We start from the raw sequence: 20,517 nt of genomic DNA, 5'->3' as shown, positions 1-20,517 counted from the left end.
AAGGAGGTCAGGTGCTTACTTGGCGGAGAACTTCAACACCACGTTCTGGGTGTAGGTCTGACCGGGATCGAGGCGGGTGCTCGGGAAGTTCGGCTGGTTCGGCGAGTCCGGATAGTGCTGGGTCTCCAGGGTGAACGCGCCCCAGTGCGGATAGACCTTGCCACCCTTGCCCTTGACCGTGCCGTCGAGGAAGTTGCTGGTGTAGAACTGCACGCCCGGCTCGTTGGTGAACAGCTGCAAGTGGCGACCGGATTGTGGGTCGCTGACTTCGGCGGCGAGTTTGCTGACGTCACCCTTGGTGTCCAGCGCCCAGTTGAAATCGAAGCCACCTTGTTTCTCTTCGGCGAATTTCAATTGCGGATGATCGGCCTTGATGTGCTGGCCGATGGCGGTCGGTTTGGTGAAGTCCATCGGCGTGCCGGCCACGGGCGCCAGTTCGCCGGTCGGGATCAGCTTGGCGGTGACCGGGGTGTAATGGCTGGCATGCAGGGTGGCGACTTGCTTGAGGATGTCGCCATTGCCGGCGCCGGCAAGGTTGAAGTAGCTGTGGTTGGTCAGGTTGAGCACCGTCGGTTTGTCGGTGCTGGCCTTGTAGTCGATGCGCAGCTCGTTGCTGTCGGTGAGGCGGTAGGTCACTTCAGTGGTGAGGTTGCCGGGGAAACCCATTTCTCCATCCGCCGACAGGTAGGTCAGGGTCACGCCGACCGAATCCTGGTCTTTGGTTTCCGTTGCCTTCCAGACCTTTTTGTCAAAGCCCTGAGTGCCGCCGTGCAAGGCATTGGTCTTGTCATTCTGCGGCACTTGGTAGCGTTTACCGTCGAGTTCGAAGGCGCCGTCGGCCAGGCGATTGCCGAAGCGGCCGATGGTCGCGCCGAAGTACGCGGTGCCTTTCTGGTAACCCTGCACATCGTCGAAACCGAGGACGATGTCGTCGAGCTTGCCGTGTTTGTCCGGCACTTGCAGTGCCTGCAAGGTCGCGCCGTAGGTGATGACCGTGGCCTGCATGCCGTGGCTGTTGCGCAGGATGTATTGCTCGACGGGCGTGCCGTCATTGGTTTTGCCGAAGGCTTTGTGTTCGCTGGTCAGGCCGGCGGCCTGGGCGGAGAGGGTGGCGATCATCAGGGACAGTCCGAGGCCGCAGAGTGAGTGACGGGATTGAAGCATGGGTTGACCTTCCTTTTTGTTGTTGTTTTGAAAATCTCTCAATAGTCATGCTAATTGATGGTTGCGTGAAGATTTATAGCGGATGAAACGATTAATTCAAAAATAAAGTCGGACTAAATTGCTTGGGCGGTTTGCGCCGAAGGTCGGGAATCCACGCCGGCACTGCACTTTTGCGCAATCCCCGGCTCTATCCATGGCCAGGGTGCGGTGACTTCCGCCGCACAGGAACGTGTCCGTCAAAGAATTCATGCCGAGAGTTTTGCACCCCATCGCTGCATTCATTCATCGCCCGTGCCTGCTGCTGGCCTTTTTGTCGACGCTGTTGCTCGGCGGTTGCAGCCATCAGGACGGCAACAATTTCATCACCCAGATGCGCGAGGGCAGGCCTCAGGAACTTCTCCAGACCAGTGTCGATCGCATGGCCACGCTGGCGATGCGCGACAACCTCGATAGCCTCTATCGCTTGATGGGCAAGTTGTACCTGCGCAACCCGGACGAGCTGCGCAAATCCGGCTTCCTCGACGTTCGCACGGCGGTCAAACAGGTGCGGCTGGCCATCGAGCAGCAGCAACCGCTGCCGACGTTGGGCGGCAAAAAAGACCTCGCAGCGCTGAGCTACGCCATGAGCCCGGAGTTCCTCGGCGACCGGGTCGGCGCGTTCATCTACGCCATCGGCAGCATGCTGGTCACCGCCCACGGCAACCGCACCGAGTTCTACATGACCGATGCGATCAACCCGACCTTCGTCAACAACGCCGCGCGCAACATCGAGAAAGCCACGTGGATCCTCGCTCAGCGGCAGAACAAGGAAGGCCAGCCGCTGTTGTTCTCCAACGAGATTTCCGAGGAGGGCAGCAACCTGAGTTTCGCCACGGAGTTCGGCAAAGTCGTGGCGCGCCTGGATCTGCTGACCCAGATGCTCGACGAGCGCTACCGGCGCATCGGCCTGAATTACGCCCAGAGCCTGCTGTTTTTGAATTTTTTGCCAGTGCAGTGAGCCAAGTCGGGTAGAGTGGCGGACGAGCGTATTTGTATACAATCCGTCGTCCGATTTGACTCAAAGGGAGCTGCACCTGTCATGACCGACCCCGCAAGCGCCGAATACTCGAGCCTGGAACGTGCCACCCGCACGGACAAACTGCCTTACGCCGCGTTGCTGGCGTTTGCCATGACCGGCTTCATCGCCATCCTCACCGAAACCCTGCCGGCCGGTTTGTTGCCGCAGATCGGCGCCGGCCTCAACGTCAGCGAAGTGTTGGCCGGGCAATTGGTGACGCTGTATGCGCTGGGTTCGATTGTCGCGGCGATTCCGCTGACGGTCGCTACCCGCGGCTGGGGCGCAAGCGGGTGCTGCTGATGACGGTCGGCGGGTTTCTGCTGTTCAACACCATCACCACGTTTTCCAGCCATTACGGCTTGACCCTGGCATCGCGGTTTCTGGCCGGGATGGCGGCAGGGCTGTCGTGGGGGATCATGGCCGGTTACGCGCGCGGAATCGTGCCGGTGCATCAGCAGGGCCGGGCGCTGGCGATTGCCATGCTTGGCACGCCGGTGGCGTTGTCGCTGGGCACGCCGGCCGGCACCTGGCTGGGCAATGTGATCGGCTGGCGCGCCTCGTTCGGGATTATGTCGGCACTGGCGCTGGTGCTGGCGGCGTGGATCCTTATCGCCGTGCCGGATCGCCCGGGCCAGGCCCGCGCCGAGCGCTTGCCGCTGATGCAGTCGCTGCGTTTGCCTGGCGTGCGCCCGGTGCTGTTCGTGGTGCTGACCTGGATGCTCGGCCACAACATTCTCTACACCTACATCGCGCCGTTTCTGACGCAGGCCGGTCTTGGCGAACGGGTCGATCTGGTGCTGCTGGTCTTCGGTCTGTGCTCGCTGCTGGGGATCTGGATCATCGGTCTGCTGGTGGATCGCTGGTTGCGCGGGCTGGCGCTGATCAGCCTCGCGGTGTTTGCCGTGACCGCGCTGGTGCTGGCACTGGTCGCGCCGTCGCCCTGGCTGATTTATGCGTGCATGGCGGTTTGGGGCCTGTCGTTCGGCGGCTCGGCGACGTTGCTGCTCACCGCCGCAGCGGACTCCGCCGGGGAGCATGTGGATGTGGTGCAGGCGATGCTTACCACTTCCTGGAACGTGGCGATTGCCGGCGGCGGATTGTTTGGCGGCTTGCTGCTGGACCGGGCAGGAGCGATGTCGTTTCCGTGGGCGTTGCTGATCCTGTCGCTGATCGCGCTGGCGACGGTCTGGCTCAACAGCAGCCATAGTTTCAAACCGGGTCGGCGGCAGCATTGACGCTCAAGAAATGGCATAACGATAGATCCGATCGATATAGGGCGTTATAAGAAAACTGGTTATGCTGCGGGCCGGATTTTTCCTGTGGTTTGTCTGGACGTCTTAATGGAATTGGCAAATTTCGGCCTGGTGATTGCCGGGCTGGTCGTGGGGTTCATCGTCGGCATGACCGGTGTCGGCGGCGGTTCGTTGATGACGCCGATCCTGCTGTGGTTCGGCATCAATCCGGCCACGGCAGTGGGCACGGATCTGCTGTACGCGGCCATCACCAAATCCAGCGGCGTGCTGGTTCACAGGAAGAACAAGAACATCGACTGGGCCATCACTGGCTGGCTGACCCTGGGCAGTGTCCCGGCGGTGGCGATGACCTTGTGGTTCCTCAGCACCCTGCACACTGCGCCGGATGCGATGAACGCCATCATCAAGCAAGCGCTGGGCTTCGTACTGTTCGCCACGGCGCTGGCAATTTTGTTCAAGAAACGCCTGCTGGAATTCGCCCACAAACGTGCCGGCGGCAACTACAACCCGAGCGGCGCGCGCCTGAATGTCATGACCGTGATCACCGGTCTGATCCTCGGCACCATGGTCGCCCTGACGTCCATCGGCGCCGGCGCCCTCGGCACTGTCGCGCTGTTCATCCTCTATCCGCTGCTGCCGACCCGCCGCCTGGTCGGCACCGAAATCGCCCACGCGGTACCGCTGACCCTGGTCGCGGGTCTTGGCCACGCGAGCATGGGCAACATGGACTGGGGCGTGCTGGGCTTTCTGTTGATCGGCTCGTTGCCGGGCATCTGGCTCGGCAGCCACCTGACCGGCCGGGTCTCCGATGAACTGCTGCGCCCATGCCTGGCGACGATGCTGGTGTTGATCGGTTACAAGCTGGCGTTCTGATCGGCAGGCAGCCATGAGCGAAACCACATTCCATTGCAATGGCCGTCTCGCCATCACGGTCGAGCCCCGGGAAATGCGCATGAGCCACTGGCTCTACGCGCCGCGGGTGGTCGATCAGCAGCGCCAACACACGCTGCTGGACCTGAGCGATAGCCAGTGGGACCTGATTTCCACTACTAATGAAACCGCTGGTGGTATTGATCTCCTGATGCGCAAATATCCGGGCGACAAGCCAACTGTGACCTTGAGCGTCAGCCTTGATGACGGAATACTTGGCCTTGACGGCCGATGCGTTGATCCGTCGGGGCTGGAAGCGGCGCTCGATTTGGCGCTGAGCTAAGTGCTTATTGGCCGAGCGAGCGCTTCATCACCGTCACCGGCAATCCGTCGTACTCCGTTTCTTCCACCACCTCCCAACCCAGCCGCGCATACAGCGATTGCGCGGCATCGGTGTACAGGTACAGCTGCGGCACGCCCAGTGCGGCGGCTTCCTCGACGATGCGGTTGACCAGTTGCGAGGCGATCCCACGGCCACGCTGTTCGGCCTTCACGTAGACCCCGGCCAGCCAAGGCGTCAGTTGCGGGCGAGTGTCCATGTCACTGTCGATCAGCAGCGCACCACCGAGCAGTTTTCCGTCTTCGATCGCCACCACCACGCTGGGGATCGCGCCTTTGCCGCAGGCGGCGCGCATGCGTTCGGTGCGGCTGGCGAGGGTGTCTTCGGGTTTGTACTGTCCCCATTCCTTGAAGTTGAGTTCGGCCAGTTCCTCGATCAGTTGCGGGTGATGGCAGAGGTAGTCGATGTGCATGCGCGTTGAACTCCATTTCACAGGCTGAACCTCCACCCTAATGCGGTCATAAAAGGTAATCAAATGCGCGACATGATCGCGCCCAACCGGTTGCGCAAAATCGGTGCTGACCTAAGCTTTGGGCAAGGCGAAACACTTTTGCCGGGCACCCCCCGGAACAATCGCCGCGATGCGCAATCATTAGAGCGTGGATATCAAAAGGAGATGCGCATGCTCATCAGGTCACTGACCCTGACACTCTTGCTGGCGATTGCCGGCCCCCTGTTCGCCGCAGACGGCGATTCCCCTCTGGACGTCGACAAGGGCATCAACCGCCCGGTGATCGTGATCGCTTCCAGTACGGTCGATTCTTATTGGGTCAGCCTGAAAAAAGCGCTGGACGACCCGGCCAACAAACAAGGTATCGCCGACCGCAAGATCAAGGTTTACACCATCCTGAGCATGAGCGGTCAGGTCGATGGCAAAAGCCTCGAGCAGCAGCAAACCATGGCGTTGCTGCGCTCGCTGAAGCTGGGCGCCGGGGCGTATCCGAAGGTCTTTCTGGTGGGCAAGGATGGCGAGACCAAACTGACGGCTTCGGGGGATGAAGCGGCGGCGGTCGATTTGAAGAAAATCTTCGACACGATTGATGCGCTGCCGGCCGCCGAGAAAGAGACCACTTCCACCGTGGTGACGGCCCCGGCTGCTGCAGAACCGGCACCGGCCAAAGGTGCAAAAGGGACAAAACCGGCGAAGCCGACCAAACCGGCCAAGCCGCCGGAAATGCCGGATGATTGATGTTCTGATTCAGGGGTGATCAGAAAAGAAAAAACGGGCGACCTGAGAAGGTCGCCCGTTTTTTATGGCGTGATTACCGGGTCAACTCACCCAGAATCTTGTGCGCAATCTTCACCCGCTCTCCATTCGGATAATTGCGGTTTGCCAGAATCACGATCCCGACTTTCTTCGACGGCACGAACGCGACATACGCGCCGTAGCCAGCGGTGGAGCCGGTCTTGTTCAGCAGCACGTTCGCCGGTTCCGGCTGTGGCGGATTCAGCCATTTGACCGTGTGCGGTTCCATGGCCATCGGCGTCGAGTTGCCGTCCAGCAGGCGGTCGAGGCTGATCGGGTAGGTGTAGCGTTCCCAGCCCAGGCCCTGGGTCATGTCGCCGACGGTGTAGTAGCCGGTGTGGGTGAGGGCGATGGCTTTTTGCAGCGGGGTTTCGAGTTTGGCGGTGTCGAGGTTGGCCTGGACGTATTGCAGCAGGTCGGCAGCGCTGGTTTTCACCCCGTAAGCTTCGGAATCCAGTGCGCCGGGGCTGACTCGAACCGGTTTGTTGTTCTTGTCATAGCCCTGGGCGTAGAGCTTTTGTTCAGACGCCGGTACCGACAGGAAGGTGTGCTTGAGCCCGAGTTTCGGCAGCAGGGTTTCGGTCATGACCTGATTGAACGGCTGGCCGAGGCTTTTTGCTGCCAGGTAACCGAACAGGCCGATGCTCGGGTTGGAATACAGGCGCTGGCTGCCGGCCGGAAAGGTCGGTTTCCACTGTTGGTAATAGCCGAGCATCTTGTCGGCAGAATCCGCGGCGTCCGGGAATTGCAGCGGCAGGCCGCCCGCGCTGTAGGTGCCCAGTTGCAGCAGGCTGATGTGGTCGAAGGCGCTGCCTTTCAGTTCGGGCCAGTGCTGGCTGGCCTTGTCAGAGAATTGCAGTTTGCCGCTGGCCTGGGCGTAGGCGGCGAGGGTCGCGGTGAAGGTTTTGCTCACCGAGCCGATTTCGAACAGGGTGTTTTCACTCACCGCTTGCCCGGTGCTTTTGTCGGCGACACCGTAGTTAAAGTAATGCGCCTTGCCATCGACGGTCACGGCCACTGCCAGACCGGCGATATCCTGTTGCTGCATGACCGGGGTCACGGTGGCCTTGACCAGCGCCTGCAACTGATCGTCGGTTTGAGGGGCGGCCAGGCAGGTGGCGGCGCTGAAGAAAAGTCCGAAAGCGCTGAAGGACTTGAGTTTGTTCAAGTTGATCGAAGACATGCGTGAACCACTCTCCATGAGTGTTGATGGTGTTATCCCGCTACACTGCGAGCGTTTTCCGTCGGGCCAGCTGATCGGCGCCGCCAAATCTAGGCAGTCCGGCGTCTTTCGACAAACGATGAAATCTCGGACGAGCCATTAGAAAAATTTGGGACCTGGCATGATTCGACCTCAATTGCCCTTGAATGCATTACGCGCCTTTGAAGCTTCTGCGCGCCACCTGAGCTTCACCCGTGCTGCGGTGGAGTTGTGCGTGACCCAGGCGGCCGTCAGCCATCAGGTCAAAAGCCTGGAGGCGCAACTCGGCGTGATCCTGTTCAAACGCCTGCCCCGTGGGCTGATGCTGACCGGCGAGGGCGAAACTCTGCTGCCGGTGCTGACCACGTCATTCGATCATATCGCGCAGATGCTTGAGCGTCTGGCGGGCGGGCAATATCGGGAAATGCTCACGGTCGGCGCGGTGGGCACCTTCGCCGTGGGCTGGTTGTTGCCGAGGCTGGCGGACTTTCAGGCGAAACATCCGCTCATAGATTTGCGGCTGTCGACCAACAACAATCGGGTGGACGTCGCCGCCGAAGGGCTGGATTACGCGATCCGGTTTGGCGCCGGCGCGTGGCACGGTATCGAGGCGACCCGTTTGCTGGAGGCGCCGTTGTCGGTGCTCTGCGTGCCGGAAATCGCCCGGCAATTGCACACGCCGGGGGATCTTTTGCAGCAGCGTTTGTTGCGCTCCTATCGCACCGATGAGTGGCCGGAATGGTTTCATGCGGCGGGACTGGCGACCCATGCCGCGCCGCCCCAGAGCATCGTGTTCGACTCGTCGCTGGCGATGATGGAGGCGGCGTTGCAGGGGGGCGGGGTGGCACTGGCGCCGCCGTTGATGTTTGCCCGGCAACTGGCGGCGGATCTGATTCGCCAACCCTTTGCCATCGAAATCACCACCGGCAGCTATTGGCTGACGCGTTTGCAGTCACGGCCTGAGACGTCGGCAATGGCGGCGTTCAGGCACTGGCTATTGGAGGCTGCGCAGGCCTAGCGCACCAGGCACGGCTTCTTGTTATCGAACGTCCAGCCCGGAATCAGAAACTGCATCGCCACGCTGTCATCCCGCGCGCCGAGCCCCATGCCTTTATAGAGTTCGTGGGCCTTGGCCAACTGATCCATATCCAGTTCCACACCCAGTCCCGGTTTCTTCGGCACCTGCACGCAGCCGTCGACGATTTGCAGCGGTGCCTTGGTCAGGCGCTGGCCGTCCTGCCAGATCCAGTGGGTGTCGATCGCGGTGATGTCGCCCGGTGCAGCGGCCGCGACGTGGGTGAACATCGCCAGGGAAATGTCGAAGTGGTTGTTGGAGTGCGAGCCCCAGGTCAGGCCCCATTCATGACACATCTGCGCCACGCGCACCGAACCCTGCATGGTCCAGAAATGCGGGTCGGCCAGCGGAATATCGACCGACTGCAATTGAATCGCGTGACCCATTTCACGCCAGTCGGTGGCGATCATGTTGGTGGCGGTTTTCAGCCCGGTGGCGCGACGGAATTCAGCCATCACTTCACGGCCCGAATAGCCGTTTTCCGCACCGCACGGGTCTTCGGCGTAAGCGAGCACGTGATGCTGGTCGCGGCACAGACGGATCGCTTCTTTCAGTGACCACGCGCCGTTCGGATCGAGGGTAATGCGGGCATCGGGGAAGCGTTCGGCCAGTGCGGTCACCGCTTCGATTTCGGCATCGCCGCTGAGTACGCCGCCCTTAAGCTTGAAGTCCTTGAAGCCATAGCGCGCGTGGGCAGCCTCGGCCAGACGCACCACGGCATCGGCGGTCATGGCTTTTTCGTGACGCACGCGGAACCAGTCGTTGTCGGCATCCGGTTCGCTGCGGTAGGCGAGGTCGGTTTCCCGGCGATCGCCCACGTAGAACAGATAACCGAGCATCTTCACTTCATCGCGCTGCTGGCCTTCGCCGAGCAAAGCGGCCACCGGTACGTCGAGGTGCTGGCCGAGCAGGTCGAGCAGCGCGGCTTCCAGCCCGGTGACCGCGTGAATGGTGATGCGCAGGTCGAAGGTTTGCAGGCCACGACCGCCGGCATCGCGGTCAGCGAAGGTCTGGCGCACCTGGTTGAGGATCTTCTGATAAGTGCTGATCGGGCTGCCGACCACCAGGCTGCGCGCGTCTTCGAGGGTCTGGCGGATACGCTCGCCGCCGGGCACTTCACCGACGCCGGTGTGGCCGGCGTTGTCCTTGAGAATGACGATGTTGCGGGTGAAAAACGGCCCGTGGGCGCCGCTCAGGTTGAGCAGCATGCCGTCGTGGCCGGCCACCGGGATGACTTGCATCTCGGTGATGATCGGGGCTTTGGCGATGTCGTGTGCGGTCATTTGGGATTGTCCTTTCAAGCGTGTTTCGGCGCGGCATCGGCCACGGCGACGTCAGGTGCGGATTTGGGTGTCATGCGGGCGGCGAACACGATGATCGCGGCGATGATCGAGGTCGCGGCCAGACCATAGAGGCCGCCCTGGATCGAACCGGTGTGTTGTTCCAGCAGGCCGAAGGTGGTCGGGGCGACGAAACCGCCGAGGTTGCCCACCGAGTTGATCAGCGCGATGACGGCAGCGGCGATCCGTGCGTCGAGATAAGCCTGCGGAATCGGCCAGAACAGCGAAGACGCGGATTTGAAACCCAGTGCGGCAAAGCAGATCGCGACAAAAGCGAAGATCGGCCCGCCGGTGGTGGACATGAACATCCCCGCGGCGGCGATCAGCAATGCAGTGGCCACCCACGCCTGCTGGTGTTTCCACTTCGCCGAGAACGAGGCGAACGCGTACATGCCGATGATCGACAGCAGCCACGGAATCGAGTTGAACAGGCCGACCTGGAAGTCGCTCATCTCGCCCATTTTCTTGATGATGCTCGGCAGCCAGAACGTCGCGGCGTAGATCGTCAATTGAATGAAGAAGTAGATCAGGCAGAACAGGATGATCTGGCGATCCTTGAGCAGTTTGCCCAGCGACGGCCGGATCGGCGTTGCGGCCTCGCGGGCCTTCTGTTCATCGTCGATGGCCTTGACCAGCGCGTCCTGCTCGGCGCGGGTCAGCCACTTGGCGTCGTGGGGTTTGGCGTCGAGCCAGAACCAGACGAATACGCACAGGCCGACCGAGAACATCCCTTCAATGAAATACATCCACTGCCAGCCGTGCATACCCAGACCTTCGATCTGCAACAACAGGCCGGACAACGGGCCGGAAATCAGCGAGGCCACGGCCGAACCGCTCAAGAAAATCGCAATCGCCTTGCCGCGCTCGGCCCCCGGCAACCAGCGCGTGAAGTAGTAGATCACCCCGGGAAAGAACCCGGCCTCGGCCACGCCGAGCAGAAAACGCAGGATGTAGAAGTGGGTTTCGTTCTGGATGAACGCCATGCCGGCGGCCACCAGGCCCCAGGTGAACATGATGCGGGTCAGCCAGATTCGCGCGCCGACCTTTTGCAGCAGCATGTTGGAGGGGACTTCGAACAGCGCGTAACCGATGAAGAACAGCCCGGCACCGAAACCGTAGGCCGCGGCACCGATGCCGAGGTCGTGTTCCATGTGGGTGCGGACGAAGCCGATGTTCACCCGGTCAATGTAATTGACGATGAACATGATGACGAACAGCGGCAGGACGTGGCGTTTGACTTTGGCAATGGCGGAGGACAGCACGGAATCGGTGCCCTCGTTCATCCCGGCAATGGATGATTTCACTTGGTTTTCTCCCACTCGTTATTTTTATGCGGGGTGTGTCTGGTGTTGCGTTGTTGATAGACATCATACAACTAGATTTTTTTGTCCTACAAGCGGGAGTGCTCAATCAAATTTGTCTACGGGAGGCGGTTTTTATGCTTTTTAAGATTTTAAGTTCCGTGTTTGTTGGCTTTTGTAAGGGTTGTGTCAGATATGGCAGAGCATTCTATGCCAGTGATCGTGGGGCGATTGTTCGGCGAAGTGAGAGGGTTTTTAGCTAAAATCGAATGTTGTCATACAAGTTAAGCCCCGGAATTCATAGGAGCTCATACAAGTCATCGCCTCCAGTGCTACGATCGATTTGCCCCGATCACCGGAACCGACCATGCAAGAAGACCTCGACGCTCCCGCCCGTAAACGCGCACACAACCTGGCCCATGACCTGGTGGAAAAACTCACCCAGAGCATCCTGCTCGGCCAGATGTTGCCCGGTGACAAGTTGCCGTCGGAAAACTCGATCGTTCAGGAACACGGCGTCAGTCGCACCGTGGTGCGCGAGGCGATTTCCAAATTGCAGGCGTCGGGGCTGGTGGAGACGCGGCACGGCATCGGCACCTTCGTGATCGAGCGCGCGCCGGAGCAGGGATTGCGGCTGAATGTCGACACCGCGCTGGGGGTGCGCAGCATTCTCGAATTGCGCATGGGCCTGGAGACGCAAGCGGTGGCACTGGCGGCGCAGCGCCGAACCGAGCAACAACTGGTGCAGATGCGTCAGGCACTGGACGACTATCAGCGTCTATTGGCCAACAACGACAGTTGCGTCGAAGCCGATCGACGCTTCCATCTGCTTATTGCCGAAGCCACCGGCAATGTCTGCTTCACCGAAATCATGCAGCACCTGGGCAGCGCGATGATCCCGCGCACCCGGGTCAACGCGGCCGAGCGCGGGGCGGTGGATTTGAGCAAGCTTGGGCAACTGGCGAATCTGGAGCACGAGGCGATCCTCAACGCGATCAAGCGTCAGGACCCGGACGCCGCGCGTGCGGCGATGTGGCTGCACCTGACCAACAGTCGCGACCGGTTTTCAGCAGGCGGCGCATAACGGTGTCGCAACTCAAGTCTCAATGGCCCGCACCGCCGCGGGCCGCTCCAGATTCAACGCCAGCACACTGATCAACACCACCGCCGAACCCACCAGTACCAACAGCGTCGGTCGTTCGCCCAATCCCACGGAAGCAATGCACATTGCGGTTGGCGGAATCAGGTACAGCGTCATCGTCGCCCGGCTCAGGTCCACATGCTTGAGCACGAATGCCCACGCCAGATAGGCGAGGGCGCTGGGAAACACACCCAGACCCAGCACCGCCCATTGCACCCGCAGTGGCGCACTGGCCACGCTGTCGGCCAGCCCCGGCAAGTAGATCAACAGCAACAGCGTGCCGGACCACACGGTGTAACAAACCAGCGTCAGCCCGTCGTAGCGCCGGGCGTGGTGTTTTTGCAGGGCGAAGTAAACGCTCCACGACACGGCGGCCAGCAGAATCAGCAAGCCGTGGGCGTCGATGCTGCCGAGGCCGCGATCGCCGCTGACCACAATCACCACGCCGACGAATCCCAGCAACACACAACCCCAGCGCCAGACGCTGACCCGATCCTTGAACAGAAACCGCGCCAGCAACGTGCTGAACAGCGGCGTCGATTGCGCCAGCACACTCGACGCGCCGGCGCTGACGCTTTGCTGACCGATGTTCAGCACGACGTGATGCAGGCTGACGGCAAAGAAGCCCAGGGCAAACAACAGCGGCAAATCCTGCAGGCGCGGCAGATGAATGCCCTTGAAACCCGCAATCACTGCCATGAACAACGAAGCCAGCAGAAACCGCAGCAGCGCCAGATGACCGGGATCGTAGGCTTGCAGGCCGATGTGGATACCGGTGGGCGAATAGGCCCAGCAGCCGACGACGAAGGCCATTGCCAACAGGATTTTCAAAGGTGAAGTGGAAGGCATGAGCGAGGCACCAGGAGGGTTGATGCGCCGAGTATCCGGGCGGTCAATCATTCGCCACAACTGACTTATACTGCGCCAACCATTCACTGTGAGTGACGAATTATGGAGCTGGCGCAGATCCGCATGTTCAAGACCGTGGCCGAGGTCGGCAGCATCGCCAAAGCGGCTGAAAAGCTGTTTTGCGTGCCGTCGAATATCACGGCGCGGATCAAATCCCTGGAAGCGGAGCTCGGGGTGGCGCTGTTTCTGCGCGAAGGGCGCGGGCTGCGGATCAGTCCTGCGGGTCAGACTTTTCTCGCCTATGCAGAAAAGATTCTGGCACTGACTGCCGAAGCCAAACGCGCAGTCGATCCCGCTGCCGAGCCGTCCGGGCCACTGCGCATCGGCGCCATCGAATCTTCGGCGACCGGGCGTCTGCCGCGCCTGCTGGCGAAATTTCACAAACGCTATCCGAACGTGGCCTTGGAACTGACCACCGGCACCTGGGGGCAACTGCTCGACGATACCGTCAGCCATCGACTCGACGGCGCCATCGTTGCGGTGGACGTCGAGCGCTCGCAGCTCAAACGCACGCCGATGTATCGCGAAGAATTGCTGCTGATCGCATCAACCTCGTTCGGGCCGGTGCGCGACCTCGACGATTTGCAGGACAAAACCGTATTCATGTGGCCGCAGGGCTGTCCGTATCGCGCCGCGCTGGAGCACTGGTTGTTGCGTCAGGGGCTGGCACTGCCGATTGTCAGTCTGGCCAGTTACGGGGCGATTGTCGGTTGCGTGAGTGCCGGCGCCGGCGTGGCGCTGGTGCCCAAAGGCGTATTCGAGCAATACGCCAAAGGCGCGGGTTGTGCGGGTTACGAATTTCCGGAACTGACGGCCATCGACAACTTGTTCTACTGGCATGAAAACGCCGGGGTGCACCCGGCGCGTGAGGCATTTGTGGCGATGTTGCGCGAGGAGTTTGTCTGAGCCGGATCAGCCGCCGCTCACGTCGCGCATCAACAAGCCGAAGCGCAAATCCACCGCATCCGGAATCGGCAGATACACCGTATGCCCGTCCCCCGGCGCCACGTCGATGGCTTCGCCTTTAAGGTTCTGCAGTTCATGCAGGTCAAAATGGAAGTTGCCCTTGGGTGTCATCAGTTCCAGATGATCGCCCCGGGCAAAGCGGTTCTTCGCCTTGACCTCGGCGAGTCGATCCCGGCGTTCGCCGGTCAGCTCTCCCACGAACTGCTGACGCTCCGACACCGAGCTGCCGTTCTGGTAGTTCTGGTATTCGTCATGCACATGGCGGCGCAGGAAACCTTCGGTGTAGCCGCGCTGGGCGAGGGATTCCAGATCGGTCATCAGGCTGCGGTCGAATTCGCGGCCGGCCACCGCATCGTCGATGGCCCGACGATAGACCTGAGTGGTGCGTGCGCAATAGAAGTGCGATTTGGTCCGGCCTTCGATCTTCAGTGAGTGCACGCCCATGCGGGTCAGGCGTTCGACGTGTTGCACCGCACGCAGGTCCTTGGCATTCATGATGTAGGTGCCGTGTTCGTCTTCGAAGGCCGGCATCAACTCGCCGGGACGGTTGGCTTCCTGCAACAGGAACACCTGATCGGTGGGGGCGCCGAGGCCGAGGGTCGGTTGCGGTTCGAAGGTCTGCACGATTTCGCCGAGCTGGTTTTCGGTCGCTTCCTGCGCCGAGTATTTCCAGCGGCAGGCGTTGGTGCAGGTGCCCTGATTGGCATCGCGCTTGTTCATGTAACCCGAGAGCAGGCAGCGGCCGGAATAGGCCATGCACAGTGCGCCGTGGACGAACACTTCCAGCTCCATGCCCGGCACTTGCTCGCGGATTTCGCCGATTTCTTCCAGCGACAGTTCACGGGACAGGATGATCCGGCTCAAGCCCTGTTGCTGCCAGAACTCGACGCTCGCCCAGTTCACCGTGTTGGCCTGCACCGACAGGTGGATCGGCATCTGCGGGAAGTGCCGGCGTACCAGCATGATCAGGCCCGGGTCGGACATGATCAGCGCGTCCGGCGCCATCTCGATCACCGGCGCCAGATCCTTGAGGAAGGTCTTCAGCTTGGCGTTGTGCGGCGCAATGTTGACCACCACGTAGAAGCGCTTGCCCTGGGCCTGAGCTTCACGAATACCGAGTGCGAGGTTGGCGTGATCGAACTCGTTGTTGCGTACCCGCAGGCTGTAGCGCGGCTGGCCGGCATACACCGCATCGGCCCCATAGGCGAAGGCGTAGCGCATGTTTTTCAGGGTGCCGGCGGGGGCGAGCAGTTCGGGGGTGAAGGAGGTCGTCATGGCGGCGTCGGTCGCAAAAGCGCGGCAGGGTAGAGCAGTTGCGCCGAGGGTTTATTGATCTGGATCTATGCTCCATGAAGAAACAGGGCACTCGCGCTGACGCTGGCTGACTAAACGGGACGGGCGCGGGTGGCGCCTGACTGACCTGGACCGGACATGAACCAAAAGAGTCTGCAATTCAAATCCCTCACCGTGCTGCTGTTTCTGGTGACGGTCGCCTTTATCTGGATCCTGCTGCCGTTCTACGGCGCGGTGTTCTGGGCGGTGATTCTCGGCATCCTGTTCGCGCCGATGCAGCGCCAGTTGCAGCTGAAATTCGGCTGGCAACGCAACCTCACTTCGCTATGCACCTTGAGTGTGTGTCTGGTGATCGCGATCCTGCCGGTGATCGTCATCAGCGTGTTGCTGGTGCAGGAAGGGGCGACGCTCTACGACAATATCGAGAGCGGCAAGCTCGATGTCGGCGCCTATCTGGCGCAGTTCAAACACAGCCTGCCGCCGTATTTTCAGCACTTGCTCGATCGCTTCGGCTTGGGTGAGCTCAATGCCTTGCGCGAGAAGATTGTCAAAGCCTCGATGCAGGGCAGTCAGGTGCTGGCGAGCCAGGCGTTCAGCTTCGGCCAGGGCACGTTCGATTTTGTGGTGAGTTTTTTCATCATGCTGTACCTGCTGTTTTTCTTTCTGCGCGATGGCGCCGAACTGGCGCGCAAGGTGCGCACGGCGATACCGCTGGAGGAGCATCACAAACGTCGTTTGCAGCTGAAATTCAACCGCGTGGTGCGCGCGACGGTGAAGGGCAATCTGCTGGTGGCGATCACGCAGGGTGCGCTGGGCGGGGCGATTTTCTGGTTTCTCGACATTCCCAGCGCGTTGCTCTGGGCGGTGTTGATGGCGTTTCTGTCGTTGCTGCCGGCGGTCGGGGCGGGGATTGTCTGGGTGCCGGTCGCGGCTTACTTCCTGCTTAGCGGAATGATCTGGCAGGGCGTGGTGCTGGGGTTGTTCGGGGTGTTCGTGATCGGTCTGGTGGATAACCTGCTGCGCCCGATTCTGGTGGGCAAGGACACCCGGATGCCGGACTACATGATCCTGATCTCGACCCTGGGCGGGCTGGCGGTGTTCGGGCTCAACGGCTTCGTGATCGGGCCGCTGATCGCGGCGCTGTTCATGTCGAGTTGGGCGCTGTTCATCGAAAGCAAACCGAAAGTGCAGCTGCCTTAAGCCTTGAACGGGCCGTCGAGCAATTGTTGCGACAGTGCCTGCGCCGCCGGCAAGGACGTGAGCGGGCCGCTGACCGGCTCGCCGTCGCGTACCAGATACCAGCAGGCGAGCAGTCCCAACTCTCTGAGGGATGCGGGAACGGCGCTGCCGACAACGGACATGATTTGAACCTGAGCCATGAGAAGTACCTCCATCAATCTATGGAGCTACCTTAGGGAGTTGGCCGTTTCAGGGACAATCAACGCTTTCGATAGTGGACATTGACGCCGCTGAGGGCTGGCTCAATCCACCACTTGATCGAGCATGTGCACGATCTCGTGTTCATTGAGAAACCCCTTGCGCACCAGGTTTTCCGCCAGCAGCGAGAGAAACTTCGCCGTGCGGTGGCCTTCCAGGTGCTTGAGTTCGGTCAGGGCGTTGTAGACCTTGCTCGAGGTGCATAAGCCGACGATGCGGTGTGGATTCTGTGTAGGCATTCAAGTCGTCCTTGTTGTTATCAACCTGTTGTATGCGGACGGATTCAGAGTGCGGTTCCGTCATGACAAATAGATGACCGTTTGTGTTTTGCCCCCGACGGTCGAGTCCATCATGCCGACTTTAACGGTTCAAACTGTCCCCACAGCGACCTTGGCGAGATTTTTTCAGACCTTGGCCGACGGACGGTTGGCTTTTCTGGAGGCAATAAAAAGCCCCGCTATTAAGCGGGGCTTCGTTTACCGGTTACCAGCGCGGGCCACCGTAATAGTGTGGCCGGCCGTAATAACCGCGCGGCGGGCCGTAATAGACCGGGGCCGGTTGGACGTAGACCGGTTGCTGCACATAAACCGGGGCCGGCTGGTAGTAGACCGGTGGCGGCGGTTGCTGCACGTAGACCGGTGCCGGTTGAGCGTAAACAGGCTGTTGGACGTACACCGGCCGATCCTGGTTGATGAGCGCCGAGCCGATGATGGCCGAGCCGACGATCGCACCAAATACCGCCGGGCCCTGCCAGCCACCGCCGTGGGCTTCTGCCTGACCCGTGATCGCGAATGCACCAATCAACAAGGCCACGATGGGGAGTTTACGAATCATGATAATTCCTCGGTTCTTCGACCCGGCGTCCGAATCTGCAACAGGCCCGGAATGGCGCGGGGATACTTCTAAGACAGCAACATTTTGAAAAACAGCACGGCCGCTAGGTAAATTTTGTGTAAGGTCTGTACCGGTTTGTTTACCGGATTTTCGGCATCGGCTGTGATGCCCGGAACAGACCGCCTTATGATCGTTCAGAACCCGATGGGCTGGCTAATCCCGTCCATCCGAAAGTGCATTCGAAGGAGCCTCCCATGCAGATGAACCCCAACAAAGACACCCAATTGTGCATGTCCCTGTCTGGGCGTCCCGGGAATTTCGGTCTGCGTTTTCATAACCATTTGTATGAACAACTGGGCCTGAATTTCTACTACAAGGCGTTCAGCAGCAAGGACCTGCCCGGTGCAGTCGGCGGGATCCGCGCGCTGGGGATTCGCGGTTGCGGGGTGTCGATGCCGTTCAAGGAAGCCAGCATTGCGCTGGTCGATGAACTGGATGCCTCGGCGGCAGCGATCCAGTCGATCAACACCATCGTCAACACCAGTGGCCATCTCAAGGCCTACAACACCGATTACATTGCCATCGCCCAGTTGCTGGAAACCCACGCGGTGCCGAAGGACACGACTTTCGCCCTGCGCGGCAGCGGCGGCATGGCCAAGGCGGTGGCCAGTGCCTTGCGCGATGGCGGTTACAAAAACGGTTTGATCGTGGCCCGCAACGAGCGCGCCGGGCGCGCGCTGGCGGATTCTCTGGGTTATCGCTGGCAGGCGGAATTGGGCGACGAGCGTCCGCAGATGCTGATCAACGTGACCCCAGTGGGCATGGACGGAGGCCCGGAAGCAGGGCAGCTGTCGTTTGAAGCGGATGTGATCAAGTCAGCCGACACCGTATTCGATGTGGTCGCGATCCCCTCGGAAACCCCGCTGATCGTGCGCGGTCGTGCCGAAGGTAAAAAGGTGATCACCGGACTGGAAGTGATCGCGATCCAGGCGCTGGAGCAGTTCGTGCTGTACACCGGCGTGCGGCCGACGGTCGAGCAATTCGATGCAGCGGTGGCGTTTGCCCGTAGCTGATGGAGCCTGAGAAACGGCATATCCGCCCGGATTTGCCGTTGCCTATACTGCCGGATCAGCAAGCACAGACTTGCCCATCACAAAAGCCGAGGTTTGCATGCATCCGCCCATTCTCAACCTGAATGACGTCGAACTCGAACCGCTTCCCGAATCATTGGCCCCCGAGGGCGAAACTGCCGGGCGTTATCAGCAACGCTTCGCCCGGGTCGGCCAGCAATTGGGCGCGCAAAAGCTCGGATATCGCCTGTATGCGCTGCCGCCGGGCATGCGTGGCAGCCCGTTTCACAGTCATCGGGTCAATGAAGAAATGTTTTACGTGGTGGCCGGGGAAGGGGAGGTGCGCCTCGGCGCCGAACGTTTCCCGATCCGCGCCGGCGACGTGATCGCCTGCCCGCCGGGCGGCCCGGAAGCGGCGCATCAGATCATCAACACCAGTGCTGCGGAACTGCGTTATCTGGCCGTCAGTACCCAGCAGCAACCGGAAATCTGCGAGTACCCGGATTCGAACAAATACGCGGTGATGGACAACTTCAACGTCGATGCCGAAGGCAATGCCTCGGGCTTCGTGGCGGTGGCGCGGCAGGCGGACGGCGTGGATTACTGGGACGGCGAATAACGCCGTCCCGGTGCTTTTATTCTTCGAGGCGGGCCAAGCGCTCTTCCAGCGCCGCAATCCGCGCTTCCAGCTCTTCGATACGCTCCGCTGACACACCGCTGGCAGCCCCGCGATCACTCGGATTCTGGCGCGCCGCGATAATCGCCTCGATGTCCGCCGGATCGCCCAGCGCGTGGGTGTAGCGATCTTCGCGCTGACCGGCCTGACGCGGAATCAACACCGCCAGCTCCCGGGCGATCAGGCGTTCCAGCTGATGCACCACTTGTTCGGCGTCTTCGAATTCATGCATGCGACCGCTGCGGGTCAGCAGTTCGTTGACGGTCTGCGGGCCGCGCAGGAACATCAACCCGGTCAGGATCAATTGCGCCGGCACCAGCTCCAGCGCCTTGTCGACCTTGTGCTCCCAGCGGTCGGCGCGACTGCCCATCACCAGTTTGGCGAAACCGCGGCTTTCGAGGGCGCGCAGGCTCTGGCCGACCTGGCCCTGGGTCAGGTTCATCACCGGTTCCCGGCTGGTTTTCTGGTTGCAGGCCAGCACCAGCGCGTTGAGGGTCAACGGGTAGGTTTCCGGGCTGGTGGCCTGTTTCTCGATCAACGAGCCCAGAATGCGGATTTCCGTGGCGTTGAGCCGTGGTTCGTCGGAGCGGGTTTCAAATTCTGTGGTCATCGCGCGTTCCCTCTGCAGTCGAAGGCGCCTAGCCTAATCCTTGCTGGATAAAAGACAAGCCGCGCCGCCATGCGAGCATGGCTATAATCGCCCCCACGATTCACCCAGCCACCACGTGAGACTGCCATGACCATTTCCCTGTACGCCGCATCCGTCCCGGTTTTCCAACAAATGCTCAACGCCGTGAGCGATGTGCTGAAAAAGGCTGAAGCCCACGCCACCGAGAAAAACATCGACCCGAACGCCTTCCTGCAAGCGCGTCTGTACCCGGACATGTTCCCGCTGGTGCGTCAGGTGCAGATCGCCGTGGACTTCGCCAAAGGCGTTTCCTCGCGTCTGGCCGAAATCGAAATCCCGAAATATGACGACACCGAAACCACCTTCGCCGAGCTGCAAGCGCTGATCGCCAAGGTTCTGGCTTTCATCGGCGAGATCAAGCCAGAGCAGATCAATGGCAAGGAAGGGATTGAAATCGTGACCCGCCCGGGCACCCCGAAAGAGAAGCGCTTCAGTGGCCAGGCTTACCTGCTGAGCTACGGTCTGCCGCAGTTCTTCTTCCACGTCACCACCACCTACGCACTGCTGCGTCACAACGGTGTGGAAGTGGGCAAGCGCGATTACATGGGCGCGTTCTAAAACGTTCTGCAACAAAAAGCCCGCCAAGGTTTACGCCT

22 protein-coding genes and 1 pseudogene are annotated in these 20,517 nt (G+C 60.8%); 12 read left to right on the top strand and 11 right to left on the bottom strand.

All coding sequences use genetic code 11. The features are described from left to right. Positions 1–15 precede the first annotated feature (15 nt). A complete protein-coding gene (locus AC1RT4_RS15545) occupies positions 16–1,164 on the bottom strand; it encodes an aldose epimerase family protein (protein ID WP_493086102.1) in 1,149 nt (382 codons plus the stop codon). Between the two features lie 247 nt (positions 1,165–1,411). Here AC1RT4_RS15545 and AC1RT4_RS15540 point away from each other — a divergent pair, with 247 nt between their 5' ends. The 4 genes and pseudogenes from AC1RT4_RS15540 to AC1RT4_RS15525 all read left to right on the top strand — a co-directional run bounded on the left by AC1RT4_RS15540 (position 1,412) and on the right by AC1RT4_RS15525 (position 4,687). After that, entirely contained in the window at positions 1,412–2,161 is a 750-nt protein-coding gene (locus AC1RT4_RS15540) for a hypothetical protein (RefSeq protein WP_493086100.1), read from the top strand. A gap of 81 nt (positions 2,162–2,242) precedes the next feature. Continuing rightward, positions 2,243–3,456, top strand: a pseudogene (locus AC1RT4_RS15535) (MFS transporter). 105 nt (positions 3,457–3,561) lie between these two features. After that, a complete protein-coding gene (locus tag AC1RT4_RS15530) occupies positions 3,562–4,347 on the top strand; it encodes a sulfite exporter TauE/SafE family protein (RefSeq protein ID WP_007951595.1) in 786 nt (261 codons plus the stop codon). A gap of 13 nt (positions 4,348–4,360) precedes the next feature. Further along, a complete protein-coding gene (locus AC1RT4_RS15525) occupies positions 4,361–4,687 on the top strand; it encodes a hypothetical protein (RefSeq protein WP_493086095.1) in 327 nt (108 codons plus the stop codon). Positions 4,688–4,691: 4 nt separating this feature from the next. Here AC1RT4_RS15525 and AC1RT4_RS15520 read toward each other — a convergent pair whose 3' ends face one another. Then, complete coding sequence (locus AC1RT4_RS15520; protein WP_493086090.1) at positions 4,692–5,156, bottom strand: GNAT family N-acetyltransferase; 465 nt, start codon at positions 5,154–5,156, stop codon at positions 4,692–4,694. Positions 5,157–5,366: 210 nt separating this feature from the next. On the opposite strand from AC1RT4_RS15520, the gene AC1RT4_RS15515 reads away from it, so the two are divergent. Then, positions 5,367–5,933, top strand: coding sequence for a DUF4174 domain-containing protein (locus AC1RT4_RS15515; RefSeq protein WP_007951594.1), 567 nt, complete (start codon positions 5,367–5,369; stop codon positions 5,931–5,933). A 73-nt stretch (positions 5,934–6,006) separates the two neighbouring features. On the opposite strand, the gene ampC is transcribed toward AC1RT4_RS15515, so the two are convergent. Further along, on the bottom strand, positions 6,007–7,173 hold the full coding sequence (gene ampC, locus AC1RT4_RS15510; protein ID WP_493086086.1) for a class C beta-lactamase: 1,167 nt from the start codon (positions 7,171–7,173) through the stop codon (positions 6,007–6,009). A gap of 160 nt (positions 7,174–7,333) precedes the next feature. Here ampC and AC1RT4_RS15505 point away from each other — a divergent pair, with 160 nt between their 5' ends. Next, positions 7,334–8,209, top strand: coding sequence for a LysR family transcriptional regulator (locus AC1RT4_RS15505; RefSeq protein WP_039767644.1), 876 nt, complete (start codon positions 7,334–7,336; stop codon positions 8,207–8,209). On the opposite strand, the gene gudD is transcribed toward AC1RT4_RS15505, so the two are convergent. Together gudD and AC1RT4_RS15495 are read right to left on the bottom strand one after the other, a co-directional pair. After that, the gene (gene gudD, locus AC1RT4_RS15500) at positions 8,206–9,549 is read right to left on the bottom strand and encodes a glucarate dehydratase (protein WP_493086084.1); all 1,344 of its coding nucleotides are present in this window, start codon (positions 9,547–9,549) and stop codon (positions 8,206–8,208) included. The two genes, AC1RT4_RS15505 and gudD, sit on opposite strands and share 4 nt — an antisense overlap. Before the next feature lie 14 nt (positions 9,550–9,563). Beyond that, positions 9,564–10,910 carry an MFS transporter gene (locus AC1RT4_RS15495; protein WP_127798849.1) on the bottom strand — a complete coding sequence of 449 codons (1,347 nt, stop codon included), beginning with the start codon at positions 10,908–10,910 and terminating at the stop codon, positions 9,564–9,566. 364 nt (positions 10,911–11,274) lie between these two features. Between AC1RT4_RS15495 and AC1RT4_RS15490 the strand changes: the two genes are divergently transcribed. Further along, the gene (locus tag AC1RT4_RS15490; RefSeq protein WP_221533189.1) at positions 11,275–11,991 is read left to right on the top strand and encodes a FadR/GntR family transcriptional regulator; all 717 of its coding nucleotides are present in this window, start codon (positions 11,275–11,277) and stop codon (positions 11,989–11,991) included. 12 nt (positions 11,992–12,003) lie between these two features. Here the strand turns inward: AC1RT4_RS15490 and AC1RT4_RS15485 are convergent, their stop codons facing one another. Beyond that, positions 12,004–12,897 carry a DMT family transporter gene (locus tag AC1RT4_RS15485; protein ID WP_493086081.1) on the bottom strand — a complete coding sequence of 298 codons (894 nt, stop codon included), beginning with the start codon at positions 12,895–12,897 and terminating at the stop codon, positions 12,004–12,006. 102 nt (positions 12,898–12,999) lie between these two features. Here AC1RT4_RS15485 and AC1RT4_RS15480 point away from each other — a divergent pair, with 102 nt between their 5' ends. After that, positions 13,000–13,863 (top strand): LysR family transcriptional regulator, encoded by an 864-nt coding sequence (locus AC1RT4_RS15480; RefSeq protein ID WP_085608313.1) that lies wholly within the window; start codon positions 13,000–13,002, stop codon positions 13,861–13,863. Between the two features lie 6 nt (positions 13,864–13,869). On the opposite strand, the gene trhP is transcribed toward AC1RT4_RS15480, so the two are convergent. Continuing rightward, positions 13,870–15,198: a prephenate-dependent tRNA uridine(34) hydroxylase TrhP gene (gene trhP, locus AC1RT4_RS15475; protein ID WP_493086079.1), complete on the bottom strand. Its 1,329-nt coding sequence runs from the start codon at positions 15,196–15,198 to the stop codon at positions 13,870–13,872. A gap of 156 nt (positions 15,199–15,354) precedes the next feature. Between trhP and AC1RT4_RS15470 the strand changes: the two genes are divergently transcribed. Beyond that, a complete protein-coding gene (locus AC1RT4_RS15470; RefSeq protein ID WP_493086077.1) occupies positions 15,355–16,416 on the top strand; it encodes an AI-2E family transporter in 1,062 nt (353 codons plus the stop codon). On the opposite strand, the gene AC1RT4_RS15465 is transcribed toward AC1RT4_RS15470, so the two are convergent. The 3 genes from AC1RT4_RS15465 to AC1RT4_RS15455 all read right to left on the bottom strand — a co-directional run bounded on the left by AC1RT4_RS15465 (position 16,413) and on the right by AC1RT4_RS15455 (position 17,487). Then, positions 16,413–16,595, bottom strand: a complete 183-nt coding sequence (locus AC1RT4_RS15465) for a hypothetical protein (RefSeq protein ID WP_493086075.1) — start codon at positions 16,593–16,595, stop codon at positions 16,413–16,415. The two genes, AC1RT4_RS15470 and AC1RT4_RS15465, sit on opposite strands and share 4 nt — an antisense overlap. Before the next feature lie 102 nt (positions 16,596–16,697). After that, positions 16,698–16,892: a hypothetical protein gene (locus AC1RT4_RS15460; RefSeq protein WP_007951579.1), complete on the bottom strand. Its 195-nt coding sequence runs from the start codon at positions 16,890–16,892 to the stop codon at positions 16,698–16,700. 244 nt (positions 16,893–17,136) lie between these two features. After that, positions 17,137–17,487, bottom strand: coding sequence for a hypothetical protein (locus AC1RT4_RS15455; protein WP_007951578.1), 351 nt, complete (start codon positions 17,485–17,487; stop codon positions 17,137–17,139). Positions 17,488–17,741: 254 nt separating this feature from the next. Between AC1RT4_RS15455 and AC1RT4_RS15450 the strand changes: the two genes are divergently transcribed. Both AC1RT4_RS15450 and AC1RT4_RS15445 read left to right on the top strand, forming a co-directional pair. Next, the gene (locus AC1RT4_RS15450) at positions 17,742–18,560 is read left to right on the top strand and encodes a shikimate 5-dehydrogenase (protein ID WP_493086072.1); all 819 of its coding nucleotides are present in this window, start codon (positions 17,742–17,744) and stop codon (positions 18,558–18,560) included. Between the two features lie 97 nt (positions 18,561–18,657). Then, positions 18,658–19,176 carry a cupin domain-containing protein gene (locus AC1RT4_RS15445; RefSeq protein ID WP_493086070.1) on the top strand — a complete coding sequence of 173 codons (519 nt, stop codon included), beginning with the start codon at positions 18,658–18,660 and terminating at the stop codon, positions 19,174–19,176. 16 nt (positions 19,177–19,192) lie between these two features. Here the strand turns inward: AC1RT4_RS15445 and AC1RT4_RS15440 are convergent, their stop codons facing one another. Beyond that, complete coding sequence (locus AC1RT4_RS15440) at positions 19,193–19,843, bottom strand: YceH family protein (RefSeq protein WP_493086068.1); 651 nt, start codon at positions 19,841–19,843, stop codon at positions 19,193–19,195. A 126-nt stretch (positions 19,844–19,969) separates the two neighbouring features. Between AC1RT4_RS15440 and AC1RT4_RS15435 the strand changes: the two genes are divergently transcribed. Further along, positions 19,970–20,479 carry a DUF1993 domain-containing protein gene (locus tag AC1RT4_RS15435; RefSeq protein ID WP_007951572.1) on the top strand — a complete coding sequence of 170 codons (510 nt, stop codon included), beginning with the start codon at positions 19,970–19,972 and terminating at the stop codon, positions 20,477–20,479. The last annotated feature ends 38 nt before the right edge of the window (positions 20,480–20,517 follow it).

This window comes from Pseudomonas sp. GW821-FHT11D10 (assembly GCF_058808435.1).
This window is presented reverse-complemented; position numbering and strand designations above follow the sequence as displayed.